Consider the following 12806-nt stretch of genomic DNA (forward strand, 5'->3'; position numbering starts at 1 on the left):
TGTGATCTTCTCCGCTAAAAGCTTATCCGCATACTTGTATGGTAGATGTGCATTGCCTAATTTTACTCTGCCGATGTCGCTGAATAATTCATTTCTGAATTTCTGCGGGCACAAATGACGCATTTCTTTTGACGACTCTTATTAATCCGGTGACGGAAACCAGGGGTAGTATGATTAATCATCATAAAGAAAGACCGATATCGGTAAAAAATATGCTGGCCTACGGCGGGGGGGATTTCTTCGGCGGTGGCTGTTTTGCAGTACTGGGTCTGTGGATAATGTATTTCTACACCACTTATGCCGGATTAAGTCCGGCAGAGGCCGGTGCTGTTATTGCGACCGCCCGCCTGCTGGATGCTTTTTTCGATCCACTGATGGGTTATGTCACGGATAATTTTTACCGCAATCCTCTGGGCAAAAAATACGGACGGCGTGGCTTCTTCTTCTTATTCGGCGCACCATTAATTATGGTGACTTACATTATTATGTGGGTCAGCGGAATGGGGTTCTGGTACTACCTGTTTACCTATATTTTATTCTACGCCGCTTACACGCTGGCGATTGTACCTTATGAAACGCTGGCAGCCGAAATGACCTCCAGCTTTAAAATGCGTACTAAACTGACCGGTGTCAGGATGTTTTTCTCAACCGGCGCCGCAATATTAGCAGCCTGGTTGCCGGGGCGCATTATTGCTTATCTCGGTGAAGACTCCTCCTCATCTTTCCTGATTATGGGGGTAATTTTCGGCGTGTTGTTTGCCGTGGTAATCCTGATGCTTTATTTCTACACCTGGGAACGGCCTATCCCGGTTGATGTCGCCACGCCAAAACTCTCTTTCCGCCGCGATATGAAGCATCTGCTCAGATCGCTGGTGTCGACCATGAGAGTGCGCACCTTCCGCCAGCATGTCGGGATGTACCTGGGAGGCTATGTGGCGCTCGACGTCCTTGGCGCTGTGCTGGCGTATTATATTATTTTTGTTCTCGGCCAGAATACCGTTACTGCTTCTAATGCGATGACATTAATGACCCTGGTGCAGTTCATCTGCGTTGCCCTGTTTATTTTCCTGTGTATGAAATTAGGCAATGGCGCGTCATATCGTATTGCACAATTATTTATGCTGGCCAGTGTCGGTTTATTTTTAGCCATCCATTTATTACAACTACCCTTTAATATGGCGCTGCTTTATCTCTCCGTTATTTTAATGGGCGTGGGTCGTTCCGGTACCAGTTATGTTTGCTGGAATATTTACAGTTTTATCCCAGATGTGGATGAAATGCTGACAGGAAAACGACGCGAAGGTATTTTTGCCGGCGTTATGACTTTCGTGCGTAAAGCTGTTCAGGCGGTGGCGTTATTTGGTGTAGGCCTGTTATTACAGCATTACGGATTCACACCGAAAAGTGCCACGCAACCTGCCGAAGCCGTTTACGGTATCACACTGGTATTTGGCGCGGGATCGGTCATCTTCCTGCTGGTGGGATTATATAGCTCAATGAAATTCCGCCTCACCCGCCATAACCATGCCCTGCTTGTAAATGAAATTGAACGCCTTAAAGCCGGTGGCAGTAAATATGACGTCACACCGGAAACGCGCTTAATCGCCGAGCAACTCACCGGCTGGCCCTATGAAAAATTATGGGGCGATAACAATATTCTTAGTCAGACCGAAGAGAATCTTCCCCTGACGTCCACAGAGCTTTCAACCGGAGCCGACCATGCAAAGAATTGAATTCAGCCTGATGCAACAAACCATCCAGCGTGCCCTGCAAAAAGCGGGACTTGCTGAGAGAGATGCACGGACCTGTGCGCGGATCCATACAGAATCCAGTTGTGACGGTATTGCATCACATGGCCTCAACCGGGTAGCGCGTTTTGTCGATTATGTTCATAAGGGCTGGATTGATATCCACGCCAAACCGGAACTGGAAAAATCCCTCGGCGCCATCGCCATCTACAACGGCAACCGCGGTATCGGCATTACCAACGCCCTGTTCGCCGTGGAGAAAGCCACCGAAATGGCGAAAGAGTATGGCGTGGGGATCGTGGCGCTGAAAAACAGCAGTCACTGGATGCGCGGCGGCAGTTATGGCTGGCATGCGGCACAACAAGGCATGGCGGCGATGTGCTGGACCAATACGGAATCCTGCATGCCCGCCTGGGGCGGAAAAAACACCCGCGTCGGCAATAACCCGTTTGTCATGGCGGTACCAAGAACCAAAGGTCCGATTGTGCTGGACATGGCAATGTCACAGTATTCCTACGGCAAATTGCAGGTTACGCGGCTGAAAAACGAAAAACTGCCCTTCCCCGGCGGCTACGATAAAGAAGGAAATCTGACGGATGATCCGGGCCCGATCGAAGCCTCCATGCGCATTTTACCCACCGGTTACTGGAAAGGCTCGGGGCTGGCAATTGTGCTGGACGCCATGGCCGCGTTGCTTTCAGCGGGCTCGCCCACCAATGAAATAGACAAAATCGGCAAAGGGAGCTGCACCGGCGCCAGCCAGATTTTCATGGTATTCGACCCGACGCAGTTAGGTGGCGCTGAATTCACTGAACGCATGGCGGACAGCGTCGCGGACTACGTGAATCAGTCAGAACCGGCTGAAAACAGCCGCGATGTCCGTTATCCCGGCCAGACAGCCGCCGCCAACCGCGAGGAAAACCGCCGTCTGGGGATCCCGGCAGATGAAACGGTATGGGATGAAGTGATGCGGCTGGCGGAATAAGTTGCTTCAGAAGACAAAGAGCATCAAAAACGCCCGCCAAAATGCGGGCGTAAAAATGCGAGGTTGATTCATAAAAACTACTGCCTGCAATGTAAACCAAAACTATTTTGGAAGGCATATTCCTGAATTCAAAAACGATAAGTATTGAGAGTAAAAACGCATGATATAAAAGCGCCACCTTACAAAACGCGCTGATATTCCATGGATTATTATCAGGTTATCAATTTTTCACATCAGGCAGATTTAAGCTTTTACGATATTCAGTTCACCCTTCCCTGCGAAGAGATCAAAGTTTTCAGAGTTTTGTTTCTTCATTTTTCCTGCGCTTCAACGGATACTTTTCAGCGGATGGCGGAAATCACCGGTGAGTCCGGAAAAGATAGACACGGACATATCGTGACGTTTTACGACACGGCATGGGATGACATACCCGCAGATAAGCGCAATGGCAAATCAGTGTTCGATAAGTTGTTTCCGCAAAAACTGCTTAGCCGGGCAAACTATCTGAGGTTTTTTGATGGTTTAAGCGCCGTTATCGGAAATTATATCTGCGACGTAAAGCCGGAGATTATTTTTTTTAACGCCTATACGTCGTCGCACCAAAAAGCGTATGATCGGCTTGTTTTTCGCTCAAAAAGCGAACTGGTGTTATCAACGCATTCAGATGGAGGAGGCTATTATGTTATTAAAACAAAGTATTACAAAACGCCAAACACAAAAGGACTTTGAACGTAACCGAGCCGATAAATTAAAGACTCTTGAGATTTGTTTCAAACTCATCGAGAAATACCAAAAAACGGCATAAATCACACAGCCTCCTGACATGGAGGCTTTTTATTACCCGCTAAAGTTTCCTGCTCCCCTGCCCCCCAGCCCCTCTGCATACGTTCACTTTTCACCTCGTAAAGTGTGATCTTCTCCGGCAAAAAACGTTTTGCATACTTGTATGGTAGTTTGCATATGGCGTATTTATAACCATAGAAAATGCATCCTACTTTTACTGCAGAAGGTCTTAACCGATGAAAATCGTGAATGCTGAAGTCTTTGTCACTTGCCCGGGGCGCAACTTTGTTACGTTGAAAATTACTACTGAAAGTGGGCTGACCGGTATCGGGGATGCCACGCTGAATGGCCGCGAATTGCCGGTCGCTTCCTATCTGAAAGATCACGTTTGTCCGCAACTGATCGGCCGCGATGCGCATCAGATCGAGGACATCTGGCAATTCTTCTACAAAGGCGCTTACTGGCGGCGCGGGCCGGTTACCATGTCGGCCATTTCTGCCGTCGATATGGCGCTGTGGGACATCAAAGCTAAAGCCGCCAATATGCCGCTGTATCAGTTGCTGGGTGGCGCATCGCGCACCGGCGTGATGGTTTACTGCCATACCACCGGCCATTCCATTGATGAAGTACTCGATGATTACGCCAAACATAAAGAGCTTGGGTTCAAGGCCATTCGCGCGCAATGCGGCGTGCCGGGCATGAAAACAACGTACGGTATGGCGAAAGGCAAAGGCCTGGCTTACGAACCGGCAACGAAAGGTAACTGGCCGGAGGAACAATTGTGGTCAACCGAAAAATACCTCGATTTCACACCAAAACTGTTTGAGGCCGTACGCAATAAATTCGGTTTTGATGAACATCTTCTGCATGACATGCACCACCGCCTGACGCCAATTGAAGCCGCGCGCTTTGGCAAAAGCATCGAAGAATATCGCCTGTTCTGGATGGAAGATCCGACACCGGCTGAGAATCAGGAAAGCTTCCGTTTGATCCGCCAGCACACGGTGACGCCAATTGCGGTCGGCGAAGTGTTCAACAGCATCTGGGATTGCAAACAGCTGATTGAAGAGCAACTTATCGACTATATCCGCACCACGATTACTCATGCGGGGGGGATTACCGGTATGCGTCGTATTGCTGATTTTGCCTCGCTGTATCAGGTACGTACCGGCTCACACGGGCCTTCTGACCTCTCACCCATTTGCATGGCCGCTGCCTTGCACTTCGACCTGTGGGTGCCGAACTTTGGCGTGCAGGAATACATGGGATATTCCGAGCAGATGCTGGAAGTCTTCCCTCATAACTGGACGTTCGACAACGGCTATATGCATCCGGGCGAAAAACCAGGGCTGGGTATTGAGTTCGACGAAAAACTGGCCGCGAAATATCCGTATGAACCGGCCTATCTGCCGGTAGCCCGTCTGGAAGACGGTACTTTGTGGAACTGGTGAGGGAACAAAAATGAACAGTGTCGTTATACAAGAACCCGGAAAATTAGTCATCGAGCAACGTGCTTTGCCGGTACCTGCCGCCGGTGAAGTACGAGTTCGGGTCAGTTACGCCGGTATCTGCGGATCCGATGTGCATATCTACCACGGTCATAATCCGTTCGCGAAATACCCGCGGGTGATTGGTCATGAATTTTTCGGCCACATCGACAGCGTCGGCGAAGGCGTAGAGGCTTCACGCATCGGGGAACGCGTGGTGGTCGATCCGGTCGTCAGCTGCGGACATTGCTATCCGTGCTCGATTGGCCGCCCGAATGTGTGCGCCCAATTGCAGGTGATCGGCGTCCACCGCGATGGCGGTTTTAGTGATTATGCCTGCGCGCCGGCGAAAAATGCCTACGTGGTACCGGCCGCTATCCCGGACAAACTCGCCAGCATGGTTGAACCCTTTACTATCGCGGCCAATATCACCGCATTTCTCAAACCGACACCTCAGGACACTGCGCTGATCTACGGCGCTGGCCCGATGGGACTGACGGTGATCCAGGTACTGAAAGGCGTGTACGGCGTGCAGAAAGTGATTGTCGCCGACCGTATCGACGAGCGGTTGCAGATGGCGCAGGCCAGTGGCGCGGACTGGATCATCAACAACAGCGAGCGCAGCGTGGCAGATGAACTGGCTGCCGAAGGTGTACGCCCGACGCTTATTGTCGATGCCGCCTGCCACCCGGCCATTTTGCAGGAAGCGATTTTGCTGGCCTCGCCCGCCGCACGTATCGGCATGATGGGTTTTTCCGGTGAGCCAAGTTCGGTCACCCAACAAAGTATTACCAGCAAGGAGATTTCACTGTTTTCATCGCGCCTGAACAGCCACCGGTTCCCGCAGGTGATTGAATGGATGGAGCAAGGGAAAATCGCGCCCGAAAAGCTGGTGACGCACTGGATGCCTGCCAGCGAAGTTGAAGCTGCATTAACGCTGTTTGAGAAAGATCAGCGTTCCTGCTGCAAGGTTTTACTGACATTCTGATATTTGGCATTTTTTGAAAAATGACGGGAGGATATTTAAATATCCTCCCGCCCGCAGTACCTCATATTCTACCTACAAAAAAACGCAACACTATTAAAACAACACCGACAAGTGGAGCACCTATGTTCAAGAACTTACGCTGGGTCATCGTATTCCTGCTGTTCCTGGTTTACATGATCAATTACCTCGACCGCGTAGCGCTGTCGATTACTGTCCCGATGATAGAAAAAGAGCTGACCATTAATCCCGAACAATTCGGCATGATATTTGGCAGTTTCTTCTTCGGTTACGCGATATTTAACTTTATCGGCGGCCTGGCCGTGGATAAATTTGGCCCGACGCTGGTGATGGGATTAGCCGTCGGATTATGGTCGGTATTTTGTGGCATGACCGCTATCGCAACCGGCTTTTATTCCATGTTGATTCTGCGGGTATTATTCGGTATGGCCGAAGGGCCGATTTGTGCCTCGGCAAATAAGATGATCAACGGCTGGTTCCCGAAGAAACAGGCGGCCACCGCGATGGGACTGCTCAGCGCCGGTTCACCTCTCGGCGGCGCTGTTGCCGGGCCTATTGTCGGGTATCTGGCGATTTCCTTCGGCTGGCGACCTGCCTTTATGGTGATCGCAGCCATCGGGATTGTCTGGATGGCGGTCTGGTTCTTCACCGTTGCGGACAATCCGTTGAAAAGCAAACGCATTTCACCGGAAGAATTACGTTTAGTTGATCAGATAAAGAATGAAAATATCAGTGAAGAAGAAGATCTGGCACAGGCCGCGCATGGTCTGGGCTATTATTTACGCCAGCCGATTATCCTGGTGACGGCTTTTGCCTTCTTCTGCTACAACTATATTTTATTCTTCTTTCTCAGCTGGTTCCCGGCATATCTGGTACAGGCGCATGGTCTTAACATTAAAGAAATGAGCCTGACAACGGTTATTCCATGGATTGTCGGATTCGTCGGTCTGGCACTGGGCGGATATATTTCAGATAAGATTTTTAATATCACTGGCCGTTTATTACTGTCACGTAAAATTATATTAGTCGTCAGTCTGTTAGCCGCAGCGATTTGTGTCGCACTGGCTGGCGTAGTCACCAGCGTGGTTCCGGCAGTTATTCTGATGTCGGTATCTATTTTCTTCCTGTACACCACCGGCGCTATTTACTGGGCGATTATTCAGGATGTGGTACATAAATCCCGCGTCGGCGGCACCAGCGGATTTATCCATCTGGTCGGCAGCGTATCGGGCATCATCGGTCCGGTCGTGACCGGCTTCATCGTACAAAACACCGGTCGCTTCGACAGCGCCTTTATTCTGGCCGGGGGCGTCGCCGCACTGGGCGCAATTCTGGTGTTCTTCGTGATAAAACCCCCCAAACAGACTCCGGCCACGACCCTGTCTCACAACTGATTTTCTAAACATCATGTTCTGAGCATCATGAAAAAACCCGGTTATCATGCCGGGTTTTCTTCAATTTAACTCTACTCAAATCAACTCAAATCAGGCCTCATCAACCCACACACGCATCTCCCCTTCTCCCCTGTTCGCCCAGCTAAAATAAGGCACAAATGTCATGCTTTGCATCGTCGTTTCTTCTTCCGGAGGATTGAAGCTATATAACGGCTGCTGACCGGCCTGAACTGATAACCGGCGCTCACCTTGCGTCTGCAATAACGTTTTACCGGCGAGCAGTCCGCTGCCGGAGATCAGGCGAAATTGTGCATCCTGCGGCAGGCGTAAATTATGCAGTTCACTGCCGTTGTCGGCCTGTTCAAGGCAATACACCAGCGGGCCGCGCTGGATCGCCACTTTTCCTGCGACGTGCCGCAACAGGGCGTTCCCCTTCACACGCGTTACCGGCATCGGTAATGTCATTTCAATGCGATCGCCTTTCTGCCAGTCCTGCGTCAGACGTAAATATCCGCTGCGCGTAAGCGCAAAAAGCGTCAGCGGTTTACCATTAAGCGTCACCTGCGGACTGGCGCACCAGTCGGGTAAACGCAGCGCCAGCGTGGCTTCAAGCGGCTGATCGGTGTCTATTTCAATCTGAACATGCTCTGTCCACGGATAACCACCGGACTGCTTCAGCCGTAACGGTTTACCGCCGACCATCGCCTGCACGTCACTGCCGATATACAGGTTGATGTCCACGCCGTCCGGGCGCTGGGTATAAATGTAATGGCCGAGTGAAGCCAGCAGTCGTGCGATGTTTGGCGGGCAGCAGGCACAACCGAACCAGCGCTGACGCACTGGTTTTACGTGATCATAGATATGATTGAACGGAATACTTTTCGGATGCACTTCCAGCGGATTCACGTAGAAGAAATGTTTGCCGTCGAGCGCCATTCCGGCCAGTACGGTATTGTAGAGAGCGCGTTCCATCACATCGGCATAGCGGCTGTCAGGATCCATCTGCAACATACGGTTGGCAAACATCATCAGCCCGATCGACGCACAGGTTTCGGTGTACGCCGTGTCATTCGGCAAATCGTAATCGGAAGAAAACGCTTCGCCGCTGCTTTGTGAGCCGATTGAACCGGTGATATACATTTGCCGCTGAGTCATGTTTTCCCACAACCGCTGGCAGACCTCGCGCTTTTCCTGATCCTGACTCAACCGCGCCAGATGAGCGACGCCGGCGTACAAATACACAAAGCGCACTGCGTGTCCGATAGCCGTCTTCTGTAACGCAACCGGCTGATGGGCCTGACTGTAAGCTTTATCTTTGACCATCCACGCCGGACCGTAAGTATTCCAGTGCGATGTTTTGCCGCGTTTTTCATATTCAATATCGTAAAAATGCGGCTCTGTACCGCGCTGCTCAACAAAATAGCGGGTCAGTTCGAGATAACGAGTTTCACCGGTAGCTTCATATAAACGCATCAGCGCCAGTTCGATTTCCGGATGACCGGGATAGCCGTGCAGCTTTTTATCTCCCGGCCCGAAAACATCCGCAATGTGATCGGCAAGTTTACAGACGATCTCCAGCAAGCGCGTTTTTCCGGTTGCCTGAGTGTAAGCCACGCCGGCTTCGATCAGATGTCCGGCACAGTAAAGCTCGTGATATTCGGCGAGATTCCTCCACCGCTGTTGCGGCTCTTTCACGGTGAAATACGTGTTCAGATAGCCGTCCGGTTGCTGCACCGCGCCCACCAGTTCGATCACCTGGTCTGCCGTTTCTTCCAGCGCAGGATCCGGCGTTTTTGCCAGTAAATAGCCGACAGCTTCCAGCCACTTCGCCACATCGCTGTCCTGGAAAACCATCCCGTAAAACTCGCCCTCACTTTGCCCGGCAGCGATGCGGAAGTTCTCAATGGCATGACTCGGTTCTGCATCGGCGACCTCATCATTAAGGGCCTTCCACTGATATGGCACGACGACGTCTTTGACCAGCCGCTGATATTCCAGCCAGAACGCGTCAGAAATATTGACCTTATCGAGCGGCACTTCTAAAGACTCAACCGGAGAAAACGACATACAACCTCCTGAATAGAAAAATAACGATTAAATTTTCGCGGCCAGTTCATGCGACATCCGCGTCAGCAATGTGTTATCGAGCTTGCAGAACATCAGAGTGATCGCCAGCAGAAGATGCATCGCCGCAGGCAACAGGGTTTCCAGCAGAGTGATCCCGCTCAGCGACGCCGCAGTCTGGTGTTCCGCACCTGCCTGATAAGAGACATAAATGAACACCAGGCTGATGATCCCGGCGCTTGATGCCCAGGCTAATTTGATGAAGAAAAGGTTGAACGCAAAATTCATCCCGGAAGAGCGGATACCGTTTTTCCAGTGTCCGTAATCATCGGCGAAGGCCATCAGGGAAAAGTGCAGCGGCAGCGTGAAACCGAGGATCACGCAATGAATAAAGATGATGCCCAGCCACAGCGTCTGATACTGCTCACCAACGGGCACAAACCACAGCAACAGAGAAAATACTGCCAGCACCAGATTGGTGATCATGTACAACCGGACGCTGTCGATAAATTTGGTCAGCTGATTGACGATCACCGCGCCGAGAATTGACGCCAGCGTCACCATGCCGAAGAACATCGAGGCATAGCCCGCGCCGCCTTTCAGCACGTAAGTGATGAAATACATGTAGCCGCCACCGCGCAGGTTAAACACGTTGATTAGCAGGAAAGACATCAGCAATACCAGCAGCAACTGGTCGTTTTTCAACATGCCACGGATATGTTCTTTAACGCTGAACTGCCCGAGCAGCGCCAGCGGCAGGCGCTCACGCACAGTGAAAAAGCACCACAGAAACATCACCACCGCAACGGCGCACAACAGACCGACACCCTGCTGATATCCGGCTGCAGCATTCCCCTTGCCCAGCACCTGTACCAGCCAGGGCAACCCGACAGACACCATGAATCCCGCCACACCGCAGAGCACAAAACGCCATGACTGGCAGGAAATGACCTCACGATGATCGGTGGTCATGGTGTTAATCAGGGCACAGTACGGCACATTGATCGCCGTGTAAGACACGGACAGCAGAAAATACGTGAAAAAAGCGTAGGCAATTTTGGCGTCGCCACTCAGACCGGGCACGGTAAACGTCAGAAAACCCACGACGCCAATCGGCAACGCAATCCACAATTGCCACGGCCGGAAACGTCCCCAGCGGCTTTCCGTGCGGTCAGCCAGAATGCCCATCAGTGGATCAGAAATCGCGTCAATCACACGCAGGGAAATAAACAGCGTGCCGACAATCGCAGGCGTCAGGCCGAAAACATCGGTATAAAAAAATGTCAGAAAACTTGTGATCAGACAGGTTATTATCGTGCCGCCAGCATCTCCCAGCCCATAACCTATTTTCTCACTCACAGAAAGCTTAGCGTTGGCTGAAATTATTCCGCCCTCACCCGTTACCGGAGATTCGCCGGTATTAATGTAATCCGTTGACATGTTTTTTCCTCGCTTTTATATCGTTATTAATAAGCAACAGGAACAGGATAAATAAGGCTGATTATTCACATCATTCCGAAGAATAAATAAGGTACGCGGTCAATCTGGCACAGAGGCATCACGTCAACAAGAGGAGGATAAAGTAGTTAAACGGGACAATTCCGACTTGCAGTTTCAATCTGTGAAGCAGATCAAAACCTCCCGCCACGTCACTGGCAGTCGCCCATCCCTGTGCTAGTGTCAGGCTTAAACATCCCGCCGGAAGCCTGTTAAATGACTGAATGCCTTGCTTTTCCAGTAAATTACCCCGTGAAAGTTCAAAATGGCGGCCTGTTCATTTCAAGAGGAATTGGCACACATCCGACCCGGAGACTCAGTTCGCATGAGTTAATTTATGTGGTCCGTGGCACCTTGTCATTGCAGGAGGAAAATACACGTTTTGACGTGCATGAAGGCGAAAGTTTATTATTATTCCCCGGACGTGAACATAAAGGGCTAACCACATTCGATCCTGACCTAAAATTTTACTGGTTGCATTTTGATTTCGTGAAAGACGTGGCAATTATCCAATCACAGCAAAATAATCCCTCTATACAGCTGGATATTCCACAACACTGTAAAGTCAAAGACCGGGAGACTATTCTGACGCTATTCAGATTATTTTTATATGAACAGGAACGCGGCGGAAATTCCCTTGAGTTGTTCTTGCTATTACTTTTACAGGAAGTTTGCCGCGCCTGGCCGGAAAACGTCGAGCCTGATGGTCCCGGCGTTGCGCTGGCGTATAAAGCCCGACAGCTGATCACAACACAATTTCATTTGCCGCTGGGTGCGACGGAGCTGGCTGAACGCCTGCACTGCAACGCAGATTATCTCGGGCGGGTTTTCCGTCTGACGTTCCAGATGACGCTGACCGATGCGCTGCATAAGCAACGGGTGACGGCAGCTGAAAAGCTTTTACTGGCCAATACCGGTAATGTGGCGGACGTTGCTCGTCTGACCGGCTTTAATGATGTGGCCTATTTCCGCCGGGTATTTCGCAAACTGCTGGGCATCACACCCGCCGCCTACAAAAAACTGTATTGTCGTGAACATATCAATTCACAGTAATTCTTGCGCTAACAATCTCAAAATCCTGATAAAACTCATGTTAGTATTATAGCTTCCCGACTATAAAGACAACATTTGCCCATGACAGACTCCTTTGAATTTCTCAGTAATGTGCCGGTTAATCAGCAGATTTACCGCACCTTGCGTCAGGACATTGTCACCTGTGCCATCGCACCGGGAGCATTTCTGTCGGAAAAAGAAATATCGACCCGTTTCAATGTGTCCCGCCAGCCGGTTCGCGAAGCCTTTATCAAACTGGCCGAAGCCGGACTGGTTCAGGTTTTGCCGCAGCGCGGTACCTATGTGATGAAAATTTCATCTAAACGTGTAGCGGACGGCCGTTTCATTCGTGAAGCCGTCGAAACTGCCGTAGTGCGCCGTGCGGCAATGGTCGCGACAGATAAAGATCTGGCGCTGCTCGAACACAATCTGGAACGCCAAACTCTGGCAGCAAAAAGTCAGCAGACGCAGGAATTTTTACTTCTCGATGATGAATTCCACCGCACAATTGCGCAGATCATAGATTGCAAACTGGCGTGGGAAACGGTCGAACACATTAAAGCGACGATGGATCGCGTGCGCTTTTTAACGCTGAGTAGGGTGTCGCCTCCGGAAAGTCTCATTGCGCAGCACTACGCCATCTTTGAAGGGCTCAAAGCCCGTGACCCGGATGCCGCTGAAAAAGCCATCCGTATCCATCTGCAGGAAATGATTTCAACCATCACACCGATTGCCGAGCAAAACAGCGACTGGTTTGATGCCGAGTAACCGATTTATCCCCGCATTATG

10 protein-coding genes are annotated in these 12806 nt (G+C 50.8%); 8 read left to right on the forward strand and 2 right to left on the reverse strand.

Going from position 1 to position 12806, the window contains the following annotated elements:
* Positions 1-170 precede the first annotated feature (170 nt).
* From ACJY2G_RS02200 to ACJY2G_RS02225, 6 genes are all read left to right on the forward strand, one after another.
* A complete protein-coding gene (locus ACJY2G_RS02200; RefSeq protein WP_439291147.1) occupies positions 171-1733 on the forward strand; it encodes an MFS transporter in 1563 nt (520 codons plus the stop codon).
* Complete coding sequence (gene yiaK, locus ACJY2G_RS02205) at positions 1720-2733, forward strand: 3-dehydro-L-gulonate 2-dehydrogenase (protein WP_430320345.1); 1014 nt, start codon at positions 1720-1722, stop codon at positions 2731-2733. Before ACJY2G_RS02200 ends, yiaK begins: the two co-directional genes overlap by 14 nt.
* 201 nt (positions 2734-2934) lie before the next feature.
* Positions 2935-3462 carry a hypothetical protein gene (locus tag ACJY2G_RS02210; protein WP_120161577.1) on the forward strand — a complete coding sequence of 176 codons (528 nt, stop codon included), beginning with the start codon at positions 2935-2937 and terminating at the stop codon, positions 3460-3462.
* Between the two features lie 290 nt (positions 3463-3752).
* Positions 3753-4967 (forward strand): D-mannonate dehydratase ManD, encoded by a 1215-nt coding sequence (manD, locus tag ACJY2G_RS02215; protein WP_430320344.1) that lies wholly within the window; start codon positions 3753-3755, stop codon positions 4965-4967.
* Positions 4968-4977: 10 nt separating this feature from the next.
* Complete coding sequence (locus tag ACJY2G_RS02220; protein ID WP_430320343.1) at positions 4978-5991, forward strand: Zn-dependent oxidoreductase; 1014 nt, start codon at positions 4978-4980, stop codon at positions 5989-5991.
* 122 nt (positions 5992-6113) lie between these two features.
* On the forward strand, positions 6114-7403 hold the full coding sequence (locus ACJY2G_RS02225) for an MFS transporter (RefSeq protein WP_430320342.1): 1290 nt from the start codon (positions 6114-6116) through the stop codon (positions 7401-7403).
* 90 nt (positions 7404-7493) lie between these two features.
* Here ACJY2G_RS02225 and ACJY2G_RS02230 read toward each other — a convergent pair whose 3' ends face one another.
* A complete protein-coding gene (locus tag ACJY2G_RS02230) occupies positions 7494-9470 on the reverse strand; it encodes a glycoside hydrolase family 127 protein (protein WP_439291149.1) in 1977 nt (658 codons plus the stop codon).
* Positions 9471-9497: 27 nt separating this feature from the next.
* Entirely contained in the window at positions 9498-10907 is a 1410-nt protein-coding gene (locus ACJY2G_RS02235) for an MFS transporter (protein WP_430320340.1), read from the reverse strand.
* 273 nt (positions 10908-11180) lie between these two features.
* On the opposite strand from ACJY2G_RS02235, the gene ACJY2G_RS02240 reads away from it, so the two are divergent.
* Both ACJY2G_RS02240 and ACJY2G_RS02245 read left to right on the forward strand, forming a co-directional pair.
* Positions 11181-12017 (forward strand): AraC family transcriptional regulator, encoded by an 837-nt coding sequence (locus ACJY2G_RS02240; RefSeq protein ID WP_430320339.1) that lies wholly within the window; start codon positions 11181-11183, stop codon positions 12015-12017.
* A gap of 81 nt (positions 12018-12098) precedes the next feature.
* Complete coding sequence (locus tag ACJY2G_RS02245; protein WP_120161569.1) at positions 12099-12785, forward strand: GntR family transcriptional regulator; 687 nt, start codon at positions 12099-12101, stop codon at positions 12783-12785.
* Positions 12786-12806 lie beyond the last annotated feature (21 nt).

Source organism: Rahnella sp. ATs2, assembly GCF_051851855.1.
Lineage (GTDB): Bacteria > Pseudomonadota > Gammaproteobacteria > Enterobacterales > Enterobacteriaceae > Rahnella > Rahnella variigena.